Source organism: Vibrio sp. TRT 1302 (assembly GCF_050113875.1).
Classification (GTDB): Bacteria; Pseudomonadota; Gammaproteobacteria; order Enterobacterales; family Vibrionaceae; genus Vibrio.
Genome location: NZ_JBNJOF010000009.1, coordinates 48,768 through 68,156, shown reverse-complemented (window position 1 = coordinate 68,156; position 19,389 = coordinate 48,768). Strand labels below are relative to the sequence as shown.

The 19,389-nt window shown below is 46.9% G+C and carries 14 protein-coding genes; 11 read left to right on the top strand and 3 right to left on the bottom strand.

Translation table 11 applies throughout. The features are described 5' to 3' along the window. Positions 1–102: 102 nt before the first annotated feature. Positions 103–828, top strand: a complete 726-nt coding sequence (locus ACQEXP_RS12535; protein ID WP_426970229.1) for a siderophore ferric iron reductase — start codon at positions 103–105, stop codon at positions 826–828. On the opposite strand, the gene ACQEXP_RS12530 is transcribed toward ACQEXP_RS12535, so the two are convergent. Then, positions 825–2,039: an MFS transporter gene (locus tag ACQEXP_RS12530; RefSeq protein ID WP_426970227.1), complete on the bottom strand. Its 1,215-nt coding sequence runs from the start codon at positions 2,037–2,039 to the stop codon at positions 825–827. The two genes, ACQEXP_RS12535 and ACQEXP_RS12530, sit on opposite strands and share 4 nt — an antisense overlap. A 145-nt stretch (positions 2,040–2,184) precedes the next feature. Between ACQEXP_RS12530 and ACQEXP_RS12525 the strand changes: the two genes are divergently transcribed. The 8 genes from ACQEXP_RS12525 (at position 2,185) to ACQEXP_RS12490 (ending at position 14,130) form a co-directional block, all read left to right on the top strand. After that, positions 2,185–2,952, top strand: coding sequence for an ABC transporter ATP-binding protein (locus tag ACQEXP_RS12525; protein ID WP_426970225.1), 768 nt, complete (start codon positions 2,185–2,187; stop codon positions 2,950–2,952). Between the two features lie 18 nt (positions 2,953–2,970). Beyond that, positions 2,971–3,867, top strand: a complete 897-nt coding sequence (locus tag ACQEXP_RS12520; protein ID WP_426970223.1) for an ABC transporter substrate-binding protein — start codon at positions 2,971–2,973, stop codon at positions 3,865–3,867. Beyond that, positions 3,867–5,861, top strand: a complete 1,995-nt coding sequence (gene fhuB, locus ACQEXP_RS12515; RefSeq protein ID WP_426970221.1) for a Fe(3+)-hydroxamate ABC transporter permease FhuB — start codon at positions 3,867–3,869, stop codon at positions 5,859–5,861. Before ACQEXP_RS12520 ends, fhuB begins: the two co-directional genes overlap by 1 nt. 191 nt (positions 5,862–6,052) lie before the next feature. Further along, positions 6,053–7,843 carry an IucA/IucC family protein gene (locus ACQEXP_RS12510; protein WP_426970219.1) on the top strand — a complete coding sequence of 597 codons (1,791 nt, stop codon included), beginning with the start codon at positions 6,053–6,055 and terminating at the stop codon, positions 7,841–7,843. Continuing rightward, positions 7,836–8,753 carry a GNAT family N-acetyltransferase gene (locus ACQEXP_RS12505; protein WP_426970217.1) on the top strand — a complete coding sequence of 306 codons (918 nt, stop codon included), beginning with the start codon at positions 7,836–7,838 and terminating at the stop codon, positions 8,751–8,753. The genes ACQEXP_RS12510 and ACQEXP_RS12505 overlap by 8 nt, the downstream gene beginning before the upstream one ends. Beyond that, a complete protein-coding gene (locus ACQEXP_RS12500; protein ID WP_426970215.1) occupies positions 8,753–10,516 on the top strand; it encodes an IucA/IucC family protein in 1,764 nt (587 codons plus the stop codon). The genes ACQEXP_RS12505 and ACQEXP_RS12500 overlap by 1 nt, the downstream gene beginning before the upstream one ends. Before the next feature lie 66 nt (positions 10,517–10,582). After that, entirely contained in the window at positions 10,583–11,893 is a 1,311-nt protein-coding gene (locus tag ACQEXP_RS12495; RefSeq protein ID WP_426970213.1) for a lysine N(6)-hydroxylase/L-ornithine N(5)-oxygenase family protein, read from the top strand. A gap of 119 nt (positions 11,894–12,012) precedes the next feature. Beyond that, positions 12,013–14,130 (top strand): TonB-dependent receptor, encoded by a 2,118-nt coding sequence (locus ACQEXP_RS12490; RefSeq protein ID WP_426970211.1) that lies wholly within the window; start codon positions 12,013–12,015, stop codon positions 14,128–14,130. A 65-nt stretch (positions 14,131–14,195) separates the two neighbouring features. On the opposite strand, the gene add is transcribed toward ACQEXP_RS12490, so the two are convergent. Continuing rightward, complete coding sequence (gene add / locus ACQEXP_RS12485; protein WP_269375837.1) at positions 14,196–15,188, bottom strand: adenosine deaminase; 993 nt, start codon at positions 15,186–15,188, stop codon at positions 14,196–14,198. A 212-nt stretch (positions 15,189–15,400) separates the two neighbouring features. Between add and ACQEXP_RS12480 the strand changes: the two genes are divergently transcribed. After that, positions 15,401–16,066, top strand: a complete 666-nt coding sequence (locus ACQEXP_RS12480; protein WP_426970210.1) for a Crp/Fnr family transcriptional regulator — start codon at positions 15,401–15,403, stop codon at positions 16,064–16,066. A gap of 99 nt (positions 16,067–16,165) precedes the next feature. Here ACQEXP_RS12480 and ACQEXP_RS12475 read toward each other — a convergent pair whose 3' ends face one another. Further along, positions 16,166–17,143, bottom strand: a complete 978-nt coding sequence (locus ACQEXP_RS12475; RefSeq protein ID WP_426970209.1) for an arginine deiminase-related protein — start codon at positions 17,141–17,143, stop codon at positions 16,166–16,168. A 314-nt stretch (positions 17,144–17,457) separates the two neighbouring features. Here ACQEXP_RS12475 and ACQEXP_RS12470 point away from each other — a divergent pair, with 314 nt between their 5' ends. Continuing rightward, a complete protein-coding gene (locus ACQEXP_RS12470) occupies positions 17,458–19,302 on the top strand; it encodes an ABC transporter ATP-binding protein (RefSeq protein WP_426970208.1) in 1,845 nt (614 codons plus the stop codon). Positions 19,303–19,389 lie beyond the last annotated feature (87 nt).

Below are 19,389 nucleotides of genomic sequence, written 5' to 3'. Positions count from 1 at the left end.
GCCGCTTTTTCCCAGACTAAATCTTAATGAGAATTGATTGCAATTAGGTGTGTAAATCTTTATCCTGTCGCTTTGTTAATCAGCACAGATAAGTACCACCTAATGAGTGATTATGCGTTCTTTGAACGTCTGTTCGAGCATTCCAGACAGGTCACGCCGTATCTTGACGGACAAATAGCCCCTTTGCTCACGAGTGACCCTTCTCTCATTCATATTGCTCGCCCTAGTTCACCGTCGATTCGAGAACTCTACTTAAGCCTCGAGAAAGAGTATCCCGAAGCGGGATCGGCCTACTGGTTAACACGAACTTGGACACTGCTCTGCTGGCAACCCATTTATGTCGCGTTTATCTCAATCTACGCCTGTCGTGGCTTACCTAACCTCACTTCAATGGCTCAAAAACTTCAACCCACTTTTGTGAGTGGTTATCAGTTTGAATCATTAGATTACCGAGAAGGTAATGAATCAGAGCTTATTACGCATGCGGGCAAACAACTGATTGAGCTGTTCAACTATTTCCGTGATGAAATGAGCCTATGGACACGGATTAGACCCGGATTTACTCGCCATCTGTTTGCCGATGGCGTGCTTGGATGCATCGTTAAACTTCATCAATCTGCCCCAGCGTTGGGTGAAGAGTACCTAATGCAGCAAGCTAGACTTTGGTTACAAGCTTGTGAACTGCCTGAAAAACTGCTTTGCTCACTCCGATACCTACCGCAATCTCGCGAACTGAAACTGACCAGAACTAGCTGCTGCCTAGTGTATAAATGCCGTGGACGCCAACTGTGCAGCGACTGCCCTAGGCATCCAGACAACAAACGCTAATACGCTTTTAGCTCTTCAGTCCGTCGCTTGCCCGCAAAGAAGTAAGCAAGGATGCCGATCGCGATAGCGAACATGACGCAAAGATATATTGGATAATTGGCGGATATCGTTGCACTAAACGCAAGCAACGAGGCAACCCCATATCCGATGGTATGAAACATCGAAATGTACCCAGCGACAGCGCCAGGCGAATCCTGCTGTTGTTCGGTCGCAGAGCAGGTGTAGGCAGGGACAAGCAACGCCGCGCCGCAAGCCACTATCGTCATCGCTATCCCAAATATCCATATGTTCTCAGTGAGAAATAGCATGAATCCGAACGCTAAACACAGAGAACCCATTCGATACATAGCTAGCGGTGACAGTTTTTTCTTCTTAATCACAAGCAACTGAGTAGCAAACGTGCAGGCGGCGCTAACAGTCAGTAAAAACCCGATTGCGTCACTGACTTGCGCCGTTGTCCACGACGTGATTGTGCTGATCAAAGGCGAAAAACTATATTGTAATAACGCAATGGCAGCACACAGCAGTAACCCACTGATTAAAAAAGGCAGTAGTTTCTTTTCAGGAAACCAAGGTAAGGGCTGTTTCTCATTAGAGCCTGAGCTCGGCTCGATCTTGGGTGCAGGAAGATAGAGGGCGGCCAGCAGAGCGAAGCAAGGCAAAGCGACCATCACCATTAACGGTGCATAAGGCGACATCTTCAAGGCCAATATTGAGATAAGTGGCCCGATTAACCTTCCAGTACTTAATCCAATGCTTACTGAGGTGATCGCCTGTAAACGGTTATTTTCACCACACAAGATAATCGCCCAATGTTGACTGGCAGGCACCATACCCGACACCGTACAACCGTAGATAATCCGCGCGAGCAAAAGCCCCGCTAAATACACGCTAAGCCAAGTCTCTTGTCCCTTACTCAAGAAGGCGAACAGAGTCAGGAGTAAAAAGCTGATCGCCATCCCCGCAAGGGCCTTTATCACCACTGTCTTGGGGCCATATCTATCGCTATATCTACCCCAATAGGGAGCCGATGGGAGAAACAGCAGACTGCCAACCGCAATGAGTATCGACCATGTCGACAAACTAAACGCAGATTGCTCAACCAGAAAAGGCAATGACACCAACAGGCCATTCTGCCCTATTCCCATTAATGCGGCCGCTAAGCCAACAACACCCAACTGGGCGGTTTTATTTTGTGTAACTGACAACATATTGAAGGCACTGTGTACGTAATCAAGCTCATAACGGAGTCATAAAGACCGTCACAAACCAAATGATTATGAAATTAATTATCATTTATATTTCGATATGTTAACATTACTGACTCGGAATCAATAACACAACTTGATATTTACTATGTACCGACTTGTCGATGCGTCGTTTGAAATCGACGGCAAGACTATACTTTCCTCAACAAACCTCGATTTCGAGCAAGGAAAAATAACCACCTTACTCGGTCATAACGGTTGTGGGAAATCGACCCTGATGAAGTTACTAAGCCGACAATACAGTGCGAGTAGCGGTAAAGTTTTGTTCCAAAATTCGCCTGTGGTTTCATTCAGTCATCTGGAGTTTGCTCATCAAGTCGCGTATCTGCCACAACATCCTCCGCTCACCGATGGAGTGACCATTCGCGAACTTGTCTGCTTTGGCCGCTACCCTTGGAAAGGGGCTTTTGGTCGCTATAACCAACAAGATCACGCTATCGTCGATTCGGCAATGGAACAAGTGGGGTTGACCTCACTCGCTGAACGCTATGTCGCTACCTTATCCGGTGGTGAGCGACAGCGAGCATGGGTCGCCATGCTACTTGCTCAGCAAAGCCAATGTATCTTACTTGACGAACCCACTTCCGCTTTGGATGTCGCCCACCAGCACGAGTTGCTCGCTTTAATTCGTCAACTCAACCTGTCATTGGGAATAACGGTAATCATGGTGTTGCATGACGTAAACATGGCCGCCAAATTCAGCGACCGCTTGATCGCTCTCCACTCAGGCAAAGTGATTGCGTCGGGCGCCCCAAAAGATTTGATGACACCAGAGACTCTCATGCAGATATACGGTATGGAGCTCGCCCTTTTCCCCCACCCCGAAACGGGTCAGCCCATCAGTTATATCCCCTAAACCACAAAGGAATGAATAGTGAAAAAATTTTTCTTAATCTTGTTTGCTGCCATCGCCTCAAGTCAAAGTCACGCGATAGACATTACTCATGAGATGGGAGTGAGCTCATTTGACCAACCACCAAAGAAAGTGGTGGCGTTAGATTGGGCTTTAACGGAAACCGTTTTGAGTTTAGGTGTCGAACTCGATGGCGTAGCAAATCCTCAAGGCTATCAGCAATGGGTAGAAGAGCCTCACTTAAATACGTCAGCGACGGACGTCGGCTCACGCAGAGAGCCTAACCTCGAACTGCTCAGTGAGCTCAAACCAGACGTGATACTTATCAGTAAACATATGGCTGCGGCGTATCAACCGCTCAGTCAGATTGCACCTGTGTTAGTGTTTACCATCTACAACGAGGACAAACAGCCTCTTAGATCAGCGGAATCCATCACCCGTTCTTTAGGACAACTGTTAGACAAGCAGCAACAAGCGGAGCGTGTTATTAATCAGACGCGCCAACGACTGACAGACAACGGACTTAAGATTCAAGCGGCAGGCTTAGCCGATAAACCGGTTATCTTTGCACGCTTTATCAACGACAAAACTCTACGTATTCACAGCCAAGGTTCACTAGCGCAAGACACAATTGCAGCAATGGGACTGCGTAATAACTGGCAAGAAACAACCAATATGTGGGGGTTCACAACCACTGGGACTGAAAAGCTAGCCGAGCATCAAAATACCCATCTGTTTCTCTTTGGTCCTCTGAAAGAGAAGGAACGCAAACACCTTGCTCAATCACCACTTTGGCAGGCAATGGCATTTACTCGTACTGATTCAGTCTACGAACTTCCTGCTATTTGGACTTTTGGTGGTCTTATCGCCGCCCAACGATTCAGTGACCACATTACCCAACAACTTGTTAATCCTTAATGCACGCGACCAAGATTCTACAAACCAGAGAATACCCAAATAGCGGTTATTTACTCCTAACTGTCGCCTGCATGGTGGTGATTGGCGGTCTGCTACAGATTACGGCGCCATACTCACAGGGGATTGGCTTACTGTGGCAAACCGTGTTCCATTTTGATGCGACAAACTATCAGCACATTATTACCCATTACACCTATCTACCAAGGTTATCTGTCGCTGTAATGTGTGGGTTTGCCTTAGCGGTTGCTGGATGCGTTATGCAGTTTGTCCTGCGAAATCCTATCGCCTCGCCCACGACACTCGGTGTTGCATCAGGGGCAGAGTTTGGCATGGTGATGGGGCTACTTTTGCTACCTGCCACGACCTGGATTCCTACTTTCGTCCCTGCGTTTATTGGTGGCTGTTTAGCGACAGGACTGGTGTTTACTCTTAGCTCCAGCAGAGGTTTTTCTCCTTTGCATATGGTATTAGCGGGGTTGGTCGTCAGCCTATTTCTTGGCTCAGTCAACACCATGCTGCTGTTATTGCATGAACAACGCCTCACGACCATTTTTGTTTGGGGGGCGGGCGTGCTCAACCAAAATGACTGGACGAGCGCGCAACTTTTGCTGCCGCTTATCGCGTTACCCACGCTACTCTTGTTAGTCCTGCAACGGCCACTATCGGTTTTGCAGTTCGGTGACAATATCGCGACGTCGTTAGGCGTGAATATCAAACAAATTAAGCTTGCCTGCCTATCACTGGCTATTTTTATCACTGCGGCGGTCGTTAGTGAGGTTGGTCTGATCGGGTTTGTCGGCATCGTGGCACCCGCAATAGCCAGAATGTTAGGCGCTCGTTCGTTGATGAAACAGATCCTAGTCAGTGGAATCGTCGGCAGTACACTCCTACTTATCGTCGATCTCGTCGTTCAGCCCTTCTCTGGTGTTGGCGGTGAGTTGCTACCTACCGGAGCCATGACCGCTCTAATCGGCGCGCCGTTTTTGCTATGGTTATTACAGCGAACCAAATTGCAGTCAGACCTTAAAGCGAGAAACGAATCTTTAAGCCAGTACAAATCTGTCGATCCAACTAAGATTGTCACCTTACTGCTAGGCATTTTATTCGCCACCACCATCATTGCTCTTACTGTTGGGAGAACTCCCATCGGTTGGAACGCAACATTGACCCAGTCCCTATTTGAGCTCAGGTTTCCTAGGGTTATGGTTGCACTTCTCGCTGGGATTGGGCTCGCGTTTGCAGGCACCATCATCCAACGGTTATCAAACAATCCAATGGCGAGTCCCGAAGTGCTCGGTATAAGCTCTGGAGCGGCTTTAGCCTTAGTACTCGGCACGCTAAGCGGTATAGCGATAGAGCGAGACCAACAAATGCTACTCGGCACGCTAGGCGCTGCGTCGGTCACAGGTCTGGTATGGCTAATGGGGAGAAAACACCACTTCGCGCCAACTCACACTTTACTGACTGGTATCGCATTGAGTGCAGGACTCGATGCTCTGCTGAGAGTCGCAATGAGTTCTGGACACGACAACGCAGCCGCATTGCTCACTTGGTTATCGGGTTCGACCTATCTGGTCAGTCGTGACGATATGTGGTTGCTGATGGCTGGTGTGTTATTGGTGGGAGCAATAGCTATCTCGCTTCAGCGTTGGATCACATTGATCACTCTCGGTGAAGTCACGGCCAACAGCATCGGCCTAAACGCAACCATGGTCAGACTTGTACTGCTTATTGTTGTTGCAGCACTTACCACCCTCTGCACTATCGTTATTGGCCCACTAAGTTTTATTGGTTTACTTGCGCCGCACATGGCACGGTCACTACACCAATACCGCGCTCTACCGCAAATGATCACTGCAGCGCTGTTGGGGGCGACTATCATGGTCAGCGCAGATTGGATAGGCCGCACCTTATGGTTCCCGTGGCAGTTCCCCGCTGGGTTACTTGCGTCATTAATTGGTGGGGGGTACTTCCTCTATTTGATGAGGAAATAACGCGTAGCTGCGCGATACCGATAGTATGGCGGTCTAGCCATAGACCTCCATACTATATAATTATTGATAAAACCAACACTTACCCGCCTTGTTACTAAATTCGATAATTTATTAAAAAATAGTTGATCATGAGAATGATAATAATTAGCATTCGCATGGTCAGTTTAATTAATAATAATTCGAGAAAGAAAATGAATCCCAGCGCTCCGCTCAACCGCGAGATTTCAAATCAACAGGTCACCAACAATGACCCCGCCTTAGCGTGTTTTCTCAATTCGCTTGCCCGAGAAAGCCAAGCCGTTCACATCGATTCACATGAGAACAGCATCACCTACCATCTAACACTGTCTTGTGACCGCTCTATTCATATTCCACTTAGCTATTATTCACCGCTAGGTAGTCACGAATACCAATTGCCAGCACTGCTGGTTAACGGTGACTCTCTGACCGCATTATCCGTCAATGAGCTTATCGATTTAATTGTTGGCGAACCAGCCATTGTCGGATTGATTAGTGACGAGCAAAAACAGACCTTTGTCACTCGAGTAATGGAGAGTCAACGTAATACGAGACAAGGCGTACAACATTCACCATACCAAGCGAGACTCTTCAGCGGCGCTCTTGATTTTAAGACCGCAGAACAGGGACTGCTGATTGGGCACTCCTTCCACCCTGCGCCTAAGAGTCGCGAACAGTTTAGCTTGGAAGATGCCAAGGTTTATTCCCCTGAGCTTGGGGGGCATTTCCAGCTTTACTGGCTCAGCGTAGACAAAGAACTCATAGTTCAAGGCAGTTCTGCCAATATGTCATGCCAGCAACGTATGTCTGAATTAGTCGCCCATGACCCCAAACTTAAGCAGGCACTCGCTGATGCAGAACACCAAGGCAAGTGTCTGCTCCCTGTTCACCCTTGGCAGTGGAGTGTGATGACCAACAATCCTTCCATTACTCACTATATGGACAAAGGACAAATCGATAATCTCGGTCAATTCGGCGTGAACTGGTACCCGACCTCATCAACCCGTTCCCTATATGCACCATCTCTACCTTATATGCTGAAGTTCTCACTGAGTGTAAAGCTGACCAACTCAATTCGTAACCTATCACTCAAAGAAGTGATTCGTGGGACACGCTTAAACGACCTCTTCCAACAAGACATACTTGATCAGCAACTGGGTAAAGGCTTTGGTTTCCAGCTGATGCAAGAGCCAGCTTATATTGGCCTAAAAGATATTGACGGCCATACCATTGACGAGAGTCTTGTGGCATTTAGAGACAACCCGCTGGAACACAAACCGCAGCAGGAAGCGGTGGTACTCGCCACGTTAACTCAGCAGAATCCTTATGGTGGTGAAAGCCTTGTGGCCGCCCGAATTCGTCACCACGCTCACCAAGGCAATCTTTCGCAGCAACAAGCGGCAAAACAGTGGTTTGAAGCCTATTGTACCCATTGCGTGATTTCTCTCTTCCACCTTCAAGCCAACTTCGGCATCGTGTTCTTAGCCCACCAGCAGAATATCGTGATGCAATTGGAACAAGGCTTCCCTGTCGGTATGTACTATCGCGACTGTCAGGGAACTGGTTACACAGATCTCGCCTTACAGCGCTTCGGTGATCTATTAGGTGATGAAGACGAGACGTTAGAGAACTACTGGAATCAAGATAAGGTCGAACGTTACTTTGCGTATTACCTAATCATCAATTCAACGTTCAACGTTATCTCCGCTATTTGCGCCAACCTTGACCTTGAAGAGTCACAGTTAGTAGAGATCTTGTATCAAAAACTCAAAGCACTACTCCACACTGACGTCAATGATGACCGCTGCTTGCGCTATGTTTTAGAAAGTAAGACGTTGTGCTGTAAAGGTAACTTTTTCTGTTACTTGCAAAACTTCAACGAGAACTCTATCCCCGATCCTGCAGTGATTTACTTCGATCTTCCCAATCCTCTTGCTTGCGTTAAGGAAACTGCACATGTCTGATTTTAAAACGGTTATCTATCAAGATAATCCAACACCGAGTGTGCGTGTAACTCTCCAAGCCAGCGACCTGGATCAGGCTACGCTGTTCGAGACCTTCGTTAATGAACTCGATCAACTGTTTAGTCTCAACAAAGAGCTTGAGTCGCTGACACTAATGATTGATGACCTACAGGTTAAGCAGCAAGTCACTCAAGAGCTCCCTTTAAGCGATGGAGAGCTACACCGAAAGAGTTTTTATCAGTTACCACTGTTTTGGCATAGGCACAAAACTTCAACTCATTTCCCAAAGCGTTTAGTTCAGTCGAACGACCAATACCGACATCACCCTTTAAGGCCGTCAAAGCCAGAAGGTTGCGTCTATCAGAGACATGACAAGGACGCAGACTTGCAAGTCAGCTTCCGTGTCGTCGATATCGACAAGGATCTGGCCCGATTTACTCGCTGGATGAACGACCCGCGTGTCGCCCATTTCTGGGAACAAGCATGGAGTGAGGAAAAACTGGCTGAATTCCTTCATCAGCGTATGGCTGACCCACATATTATTCCACTGATTGGCGAGTTCAATGGCCAACCTTTTGGCTACGTTGAAGTCTATTGGGTCGCCGAAGACAGACTGAGCCCTTACTACGACGTACAAGACTATGACCGTGGTATTCATCTTCTAGTCGGTGAGCAAGACTTTCGTGGACCTCTGCACTTCAATACGTGGATGAAAGCGATTAGCCACTATCTTTTCCTTGATGATGTGCGCACTCAACGACTGGTTCTCGAACCAAGATCGGATAACCAGCGACTATTCAATCGAATTTTGCCTTTCGGCTATGAAAAGTGTTTTGAGTTCAACTTCCCTCATAAACGCTCTGCGTTACTGATGTTGACCCGTGACCGTTTCTTCTCGGAGCAGTGGTAATGGAACAGATAGCACTACATAAATACTGGCCTTTGGCTAATCAGAAACTCGTCGCCAAGATCATCAGTGAGTTTGCGTATGAACAGGCATTTCGTTTCGACAAAGATGATTCGGGCTATTCTCTTTCGCTGAGTCATGGTGTTAGCTACCGATTCCAAGGCTCTGAAAACATTTGGGGACAGGTCGTCATCGAGCCCAAAACGCTTTCCCGTCAACCAGAAAATTCCATTTCCGCAGCTCTGTTGATGCGCGATTTACAGACTCTTCTCAATATGTCGGACGATGCGTTTGCAGAGCACCTAGAAGATCTGAATGCGACCTTATTAGGCGACTGTAAATTGATGCTCAAAAAAGAAGGGATGTCCGCTCTCGATTTGGCATTAATGCCATGTGAACAACAACAAACCTACTTTGACGGACATCCTAAGTTTGCTTTCAACAAAGGGCGACGCGGCTGGGGAAGCGATGACCTCAAACGCTACGCTCCCGAGTCCCAAAGAGTTTTCCAACTCGGTTGGATTGCTGTCGAACACTCAATACTGCAACTCGCAACGAACGATAGAGTCAGTTGGCAAGATCTGCTCAATGACTCAATCAGCGAATCGGAACGAAGAGCGATGGACAGTATCGTCACATCCTATGGCGTAGACATTGCAGATTATCATTATTTGCCCGTTCACCCGTGGCAATGGAACCAGAAGTTATCGCTGCTCTTTGTTCGTGAACTGAGTGAGAAAAAGCTGATCTACATCGGTGAGTTTGGTGATCAGTTCCTACCACAACTCTCTCTGCGCACATTGAGTAACGTCACTCGACCGAATAGCTACGATATCAAATTGCCGCTCACCATCATGAACACCTCCTGCTACAGGGGAATTCCTGGTCGCTATATTCTTGCTGGCCCAATCGCATCGGATTGGATTGAATCTGTATTTCGCCAAGACGAGGTGTTAATCAAGACTCAAGCCGAGGTTCTTCAGGAGCCCGCGGCTGCCTTCGCCGCTCAAGCCGATTACCACGCCTTAAAGCATGCACCTTATCGCTACCATGAACTGCTTGGGGTTATCTGGCGTGAATCCGCGGCATCGAAGCTAAAACAGGGCGAGCAGGCGATCTTAATGGCAGCGCTGATGGAAAGTGACAGTCAGGGCAACTCACTCATCAGTGAGTACATAGAGCGCTCAGGCGTCTCAGTTCAGACATGGCTAACACATTTATTTGATGCGGTTGTCATACCTTACTACCACCTGCTGTGTGTCTACGGAGTATCACTGATCGCTCACGGGCAAAACGTCACCTTAGTATTAGAAAACGATCTGCCAAAACGAATTTTACTCAAAGACTTCCAAGGTGACATGCGTCTTGTCTCAAGCGACTACCCAGAGCAGTCAACGCTTGACCCAAAGGTAAAAGAGGTCACCGCGCGACTCGACGAATCGTTGATCATTCATGATCTACAAACGGGTCACTTCGTAACGACGCTACGTTTTATCTCCCCTTTAGTCGCCAAACTCGGTTTTTCTGAGCGTCAGTTTTACGCGCTGTTAGGCCAACGAATCCAAGCCTACATGGCACAACATCCTGACTATCAGCACCGATTCGCCAAGTTCGATCTATTCAAACCACGCATATTGCGTATCGGACTTAACTTAGCCAAGTTCCGCCACAGTACAGATTCCAGCTCCTCAAGAATGCTACCCGATATGGATGACATGCTTGATAACCCGCTGGTGACTGCACTGCGAACAGAACAACAAATTTAAAGACTTATAACAATATATAACGGCAAGTTAAGCCGCATAAAGTAAACCAAGAAAAGGATTGTGATCATGGAACACACTCACAACGTCAAACTCGATCTAGCAGGTGTCGGTGTTGGGCCGTTTAACCTCAGTATTGCTGCTCTATTGACTGAAAAACCTCAAATAACGTCGCGCTTCTTCGAAAGCAGAGATACCTTTGCGTGGCATCCAGGATTGTTACTCGATAACACCAACATGCAAACCATGTTTCTCAAAGATTTAGTGACAGCGATCAGCCCAGAAAACCGCTACTCATTCCTCTCATATCTGGTCAAAAACAAGAAGTTCTATCGCTTTTTGTCAGCCGAGCTCCAGTGCATCAGTCGCCATGAGTTCTCGGACTATTTGGCATGGGCGGCACATCAAATGGACAACGTTCAATTCTCCACTCGCGTTGAGCAAGTCAAATACACGGGCAAAACCTTCCATCTCCATACCAATCAAGGTGTTTATCAGGCTGACAACTTGTGTATTGGTACAGGTAAAGTGCCTTTTATTCCTGACTGTGCCAAAGCGCATATCGGTGAACGCGTTTTCCATGCTGCTGAAATCGGTCTTCGCCAACGAGATTTTACCAATAAGCGTGTGATGATCATTGGCGGAGGACAAAGCGGCGCCGATATCTTCATCAACACACTGCAACATAAATGGGGTAAGCCTAAATCTTTAGACTGGTTATCGCGTCGGTCAAACTATCAGCCACTTGATGAGGCGTCGTTTACCAATGAGTTCTTCGCTCCAGATTATGTGGATGCATTTATCAACCTCTCTCCAGCAGTAAAACACAAAGAGATTGCCAATCAGAAACTCACCTCTGACGGCATTACTCAAAAAGCGCTACTGACTATTTATCAAGAGCTTTACCACCGCTTCGACGTCCTGAAAGAAGAAAAATGGGTAAGGCTACTGCCTCATCGCACCTTGACTCACATTAGCAACGAGTCTGATGGATTCAGGTTAGCCGCGAACAACGCTCTGGGGCAAAACCTTGAAACACATCATGCGGATATTGTCATCCTCGCGACCGGTTTTGAAGCGCCCTATCCAGCCTGTTTGCGCGACATATTGCCCCTACTCGATATGGATGAAGATAACCGCTATCAGATGAGTGCCGATTTCGAACTGAAATGGGAAGGTCAGCACAACAACAAAATCTTTGCTGTAAATGCAGGCATGCACAGCCACGGGATTGCTGAACCGCAGCTCAGTCTGATGGCTTGGAGAAGCGCAAGGATCATCAATAGTCTGGCTGGCGACACACTGTTTGAGACCGATTCCGGCCGCGGGATGATCGATTGGCTTAGCCCGACCTCTCTTAGCAAGGCATCGATGATCTGATCCATTTAGGCGCTTGGTCTCTTTTCGGAGATCAAGGCCTATTTATCAAAGCAAGAAACTAAGGCCGTTGAACAAGGCATACCGTCTTGTCGCGCCTATACATAAACATAGAGAAAAAAATGAACGTTAAAAAAGGAAGTTTTCCACTATCTAGTGTCGCGATTGCTGTTGCTGCTGCGACTACGGTATTTGCAGCTCAAGCCCAAGAATACACCAGCGATGAGAAGATGGTCGTGGTATCAAGTCATCTACCAAAAGCCATCAGCGATATTCCAGGCACGGTCTGGTATATCGATTCAGAGACCATCGAGCAGGAGTACCGTGGTGGTAAGAGCCTCGATGAGATTTTAGCTGCCACTATTCCCTCGCTAGATGTAAGCAGCGGTGGCCGTACTCACTCGGGGCAAAATCTGCGTGGTCGAAGCCTGATGGTGATGATCGATGGCGTATCGCTTCAGTCTGTCCGCTCACTCAGCCGTCAGTTGGACTCCATTGATCCATTCAACATCGAACGCATCGAAGTACTATCTGGCGCAACGTCGATTTACGGAGCGGGCTCGGCAGGTGGTGTCATCAATATCGTGACTAAAAAAGCCTCAGGTAACGAAGTTGAGTTTGAAACCTTTGTCAGCGGTACTTCCGGCTTCTCATCAAGCGAAGATTTTGACTACAAACTGGCGCAATCAATCGCAGGTGGAAATGAAAAAGTTCAAGGTCGAGCGTCGGTCGCGTACACCAAAACTCAGGGTTACTTTGATGCTGATGGGAAAATCGTTACCCCTGACATTACGCAAGGCTCAACGCAGTTCAACGAAACCATCGATCTATTAGGCAACCTGCAAATTAATCTTGCACCTGGTCAGCAGCTAAATCTGTTGGCGCAATACTACGATAGCCAGCAAGATACGCCTTACGGCCTCTACTTTGAAAAAGACGGTAGCGGCAAGTTTCAGTTTGTCGATGTTAGAGAAGGTTACTCAGCAGAGCGTCAGCAGGGGACGGAGCGTGTAATGCTCAGTGCAGCATACACCAATAACAGTTTCTTGAGCCACCAGCTGATTGCTGAGCTTTCCTACCGAACCGAAGACCATATGTTCATGCCGTACACATCCGACGGTAAGAGCACACTCTCAACCAACTCTTCTCGCCAGACCACCGATATTTTGGCGATGAAAGCGGCGCTGAATAAATCATTTGGCTCATTAACGTTGACCTACGGTGTTGATGGTTACATAGATAAATTCGATAGCGATAAAGCCGTCTACGATCAGGCGACGACCGAGGCGACTGGCGGTCTAGTTCATGTGATCAATGAAATCCAAGGCCGTTACCCTGGTATTGACAGCCAATCTCTCGCGGGCTTTATTCAAGCGGAGTACCAAATTACCGATGACTGGTCTGTTCAAACGGGCTACCGTTACCAATACATGGACATTGATGTTGCCGATTTCCAAGCTAAACCAAGCTCGACGTTTGTTCCTGGTGGTTCAACCGACTACGCTGAAGGTCTTTTCAATCTTGGGACGATTTATCACTTAGATCCAACATCTCAAGTTTGGGCTAACTTCTCTCAAGGTTTCGATATCCCTCAGCTGTATCGCTACTATGGCAAGAGTGCAACGCAAGATGTCGCGGCATCTAAACTCGAAGGGATCAAAACAGACAGCTACGAAATCGGTTATCGCAATGACCTAGATAATCTGTCACTGCAATCGGCGATTTACTACTCACACTCTAGCGCAACAGTTCAGTACGAAGATGATTTCTCGATCTCTGGATTGGCCGATCCTAAACGTGTCTACGGTGCAGAAGCTCAAGTAAGCTACTGGGCAACAGACATGCTGCAACTTGGTTTGTCTGGCCACTATGTCGTAACACAAACCAAAACCGATGCAGGATGGGAAGATCACCAAGTGATGGAAGCAAGTACCTCCAAAGCGGGAGCTTGGGTTGGCTGGTATGACAATGACTACAGCTTGAAGCTACAAAGCCTGACGATGTTTGATTACAAAGATGCTGATCAGCGTGAACTCGACGGTTACACAGTGGTTGACTTTAGTGGCGCTTATCAGCTTCCAGTGGGTAGCCTTGGCTTCGGGATCAAGAACTTATTTAACGAAGACTACTACACAACGTGGAGTCAACGTGCTCAATACTGGTACGCAGGCAGCGATGCCCTCTATCAGTACAAAGGTCGCGGCCGTACATTCACCTTAAACTACCAAGTGAAGTTCTAATCATCTAAAAGCAAAAAACCGCCCTATGTGGGGCGGTTTTCATTTTAATTTTTCAGCCTTAGCGTTTAGATGTACTGCATCAGCTTCTGTTTCACTTCTTCGCTAGCAAAACACTGCTCAACACTTGCACGGTAGATTTGCGCATAGTCTTCTGCCGTTAACTCAAACAGTTCCATCACTTTTTCGACTTCTTGAGTCATAGTGGTATTAGAAACCGTGCGGTTATCAGTATTGATCGTTACTGGTAGGCCGTCTTTGTGGAAATCTTTCAGCGGGTGAAGCTTAAGCTCAGAGATCGCTTTCGTTTGCACATTACTGCTTGGACACGCTTCCAGACCCACTGAATCTTGCTTAACGCGTTGGTAAGCTTCAGCATGGTCTTTAATAGCAACACCGTGACCGATACGTTCAGCGCCTAGCAATTCAATGGCATCATAAACGTTCTGACCGCAGCCCTGCTCGCCCGCGTGAATAGTAATGCGGTAGCCTTTGTCACGAGCATATTGGGTGTAAGTCACATAATCGTGCGCAAAGTTGTCCAACTCACTGCCAGCCAAGTCAAACGCGACAACACCATTACCCAAGAACTTTTCACCCGCATCCAGTACTGGAGGGATTGTGTCTGAAGGTAGGAACTTAACCGCAGACAAAATGTAGTTACCTTTGATGTCATACAGAGCTTCCGCACGCTTCATACCTTTCACAGCACTTTCAATAATCTGCTCATGGCTAAGACCATTTTGGATGTGAAGGTGTGGCGCAAAACGCACTTCTAAGTATTTTACGTTCTCTTTTGCAGCATCTTCGAACAGTTCAAACGAAATACGCTCAATGCCTTCGGCTGTTTGCATCACTTTAATTGGAAGTGCAAAACGGTCTAAGTACTCTTGCAGGTTGGGACAAGTCTCTGGAGCAACCATCATCTCTTTGATGACATCCGCATCCGTGCTTGGCAGCTCGATGTTCTGCTCGGCAGCTAAATCAATTACCGTTTGTGGGCGAAGGCTACCATCAAGGTGGCAATGGAGATCAATTTTCGGGAGATCAAAATAGTTCATCGGGTTCAGTCCTAACTTTCACTGCTTATACGATAAAGAGGTAAAACAACGCACTATTGCAACTATAGCAATAATCGTGATTCACACACTTTATCCTTTGTTTTTGATTACAATAAAATTCATGTTATATGATTATCTAACATAAGTAACACGACAATTGTCCGGTCAGAGGCTAAATCATTCAACACTTTGTTGAATAACGAAAATTCACTATGGATAAGAACAAGATTTTAAGTGATGGACTGAACAAAATCCGTCAGTTAGTGAAAGATGAACAATACCGAACTATTCAAGTGCAAAAAGGCGACCACATCATACGTCAGCATAGCGAAGTTAATGATGTCTATTGGTCAAAGGCGGCACAATTTTCTGTTCTTCACACCGCTGAAAATGGCAAAACACTCAGTTTGGGTGACTATTACATTGAAGATAACTTTTTTGGTGAGATGGAGTTTTTCTCCGATGCGCCCAGCCCATTCAGCGTCATCGCCACTACAGATGCACAACTGATCGTGATCCCACGGGATAAGTTTGCTGAACTGCTGATTTCTGACGGCAGTGTCGCATTTTGGATGACACATAGAATGTCCAACATCTATCTCAATACTATGCATATTGCGATAGAGCGTTCGCTGTATCCACTTAAATTTAACATCATCAAAGATCTAGTCAGTCGATACAGTAACAGCGCCCGTTCATCCGGTCATACCTATATGTATCAGGAAGCACAACGCTTTGGCTGCACCGAAAGAGCGTATACACGTATTATCCATGAACTGATCAGCGAAGGGTTAGTGGCTAAAGGGCCTGATAAAGTCGGTATCGTCCCTGTCGATATTGACGTATTACGCGACTATCTTGAAAAATACTACCAGTAGTACGAACACTCCGTTTCCGAAGCACATTCATCCGCCTAACAAACTAAAAATCGACGCCCTAAAGCGTCGATTTTGTCTGTTTCATTTGCTGTTCTCAGCTCAAAGCTGATGGGTACGGCTTGGTAAAAACACTTCACCCAACATACAGCGAACGCTACCACCACCAATGTTTTCAATCGTCTTTACGTTGAATGGCAGCAGCTTACCATGGCTCGATAACTGGGCACGTTGCGCCGGAGAAAATGCATCGTATGCAGACTGAGACATCGCAATCACTTTTTCACCGTTGACCGTTTCTAACTGAAGAATGTTGCCACAGAACTGGTTCATCTGATCAATCGAAATCGAAATCACCTGCTTATCTTTCGCCAGCGACTTAATCACAAAACGACGCTCAAATTCAGGGATAACTTCATCACAAACGACACAGAAGCTCTCACCGATCGCCATCATCACATTGGTATGATAAATAGGCTTACCAGAAGGCAGTGCGGTTTGGAAAGATACCACACGCTCATAACCGATACGTTGTGCGTAGTCTTCAAGAACTTCGCGATCACAACGTTGAGATAGCGCCGCATAGACGGTTTTATTAACATGATCTTTAACCATAACACCTGTGCTCTCTAAATGAGCATCATGAGCTAGGTAAGAAGTCAGGCTATCCTGACCTAAAACTGGGCGACCCGCGAATTCTAACGCTTCAACCAAAGCATCAGTCTTAACTTCTTGCTGACGGTTTTTACAAGCCATAGGAAACGTGTAAAGCGTCCCGTCTGCGGTGGTACTAAACCAATTGTTTGGGAACACCGCATCAGGTGTTTCGACACCACCGAGCGGATAATCAAATACCACAACCTGCACACCCGCTTTGCGCAACGTATCGACCATAGTCGTGAACTCTTGCATTGCTTTTTCACGAACCTGACTGGTCGATTCCGACACTTTATGCTGGAATTCATTGTCTTTTGCCGTTTCAGCATTAAACGCAAATTCTTTAGGTGGAACCATGACCACGCAGTTAGCGTTCTGTACTGAAGATGGTTTAGTTTTTAGTATGGCTTGCTGTTTCAACATTGTGACAAACTCAATTAATCTCACTCACTAACGCCAATTGTAGACATATTGTTAAACGAAAGATTACTGAATTGACCTGTTATTATTCACTCATTTCAGCAATTTTAACTGAGACATACAAGCATGGCAGTTAAAGTTACTGCCAGAACAAAACTCATCCAGAGGTCGATGAATATTATGCAAGGGAAAGAATAATAAACTGGTTACATTTCACAGAACGAGGGTATACCATAACCGAACCCTTCCTATTTATGGACGAACGCTCGTGCCTTACGGCATCTCTTCTGCTTTATTTGCGTGTTTAGGAAATACATATGTTTAAGAAGTTCGAAGGCTTTACTCAGCCTTTCCCACAACAGGAGCCTGATCAGCCGCCAACGGGCATCTTTGCCTTTTGCCGTCACTATACTCGAGGGTTTGAAATCCCGCTGATTATCATGTCGATCATGTCAACCATTGTTGCGATCGTCGAAGTATCCCTGTTTGGCGCGATGGGTAATCTGGTTGACTGGCTGTCAAACAGTAACCCAGAGACATTTTGGCAAGACAACCAGAGCGCGCTCATTTTCTACGGAATGTTGCTTCTGGTAGTGATGCCTATTCTCGTTGTCTGTTACTCACTTTTGGTACACCAGACGTTACTGGGTAACTACCCAATGTCGATTCGTTGGCTCACCCACCGTTATCTGCTCAAACAGAGTCTCAACTTCTATCAAGATGACTTTGCTGGTCGTGTTGCAACGAAAGTCATGCAGACCTCTCTTGCTGTGCGAGAAACGGTAATGAAGTCGATGGATGTGTTCGTCTACGTTTCGGTCTACTTTACCTCGATCGTCGTCTTACTCGCTCAAGCTGACTGGCGTCTGATGATCCCAATGGTGATCTGGCTAGCATGCTACATCTGCATCCAAATTTATTTTGTACCAAAGCTAAAGCAAGTCGCGTCGGAGCAAGCAGATGCCCGTTCTACAATGACGGGGCGTATCGTAGACAGTTACACCAACATCGCTACTGTTAAGCTGTTTTCACACAGCAAAAGAGAAACTGAATATGCTGAAAAAGGCATGAAGGGGTTCCTTGACACTGTTTATCGCCAAATGAGACTGGTCACTGGCTTTGATGTCGCGGTTGAAATTACCAACTACATCTTAGTGTTCTCAATTGGTGCCCTATCGATCTATCTATGGATGGACAACTCAATCAGTATCGGCGCTATCGCGATTGCGATCGCCCTCGCTCTGCGTATCAACGGTATGTCGATGTGGATCATGTGGGAAGTCGGTGCGCTGTTCGAAAACATGGGTACGGTAGTAGACGGCATGAAAACCATGGCGAAACCAATTGATATCCAAGATAAGCCAAACGCTCTGCCGTTGGAAGTGAAGCAAGGCGGTATTGAATTTGAGGACGTCAGTTTTCATTACGGCGATAAAAAGAAAGGGGTCATTAGCCACTTAAATCTCAATATCAAGCCGGGTGAAAAAGTGGGCCTAGTGGGTCGCTCGGGCGCGGGCAAATCCACCTTGGTCAACTTGCTATTGCGCTTCCACGATGTTGAAAGCGGCAAGATTAAAATTGACGGTCAGGTGATCTCAGACGTCACTCAAGATTCCCTACGCAGCAAGATTGGTATGGTGACGCAAGATACGTCCCTGCTACACCGTTCGATTCGCGATAACATCTTGTATGGCAACCCTGACGCATCAGAAGAAGACTTGCTCAAAGCAACTAAACAAGCCCATGCAGATGAGTTTATTCAAGCGCTCAGTGACCCGTTTGGTAACACGGGCTACGATGCTCAAGTGGGTGAGCGAGGCGTCAAACTTTCGGGTGGCCAACGCCAGCGTATCGCAATCTCTCGCGTGCTACTCAAAGATGCGCCGCTGCTTATCCTTGATGAAGCCACCTCTGCTCTGGACTCTGAAGTAGAAGCGGCAATCCAAGAAAGCCTTAACGAGCTTATGCAAGGCAAAACTGTAATTGCGATTGCTCACCGACTATCGACCATCGCTGCAATGGATCGCTTAATCGTGTTGGATAAAGGCGAAATCGTTGAACAAGGCACCCACCAAGAGCTAGTTGAAAATGGCGGTATCTACGCCCAGCTATGGGCTCATCAGACGGGTGGATTTATCGCAGATGAGGCTGAAGTAGCATAACTAATTGATTTAATTACAAACTAACTTAACTAAAGAGTGGCGATTAACTGAGAATAACCGACAAAAACCGAGGTTAACTGACAGTTG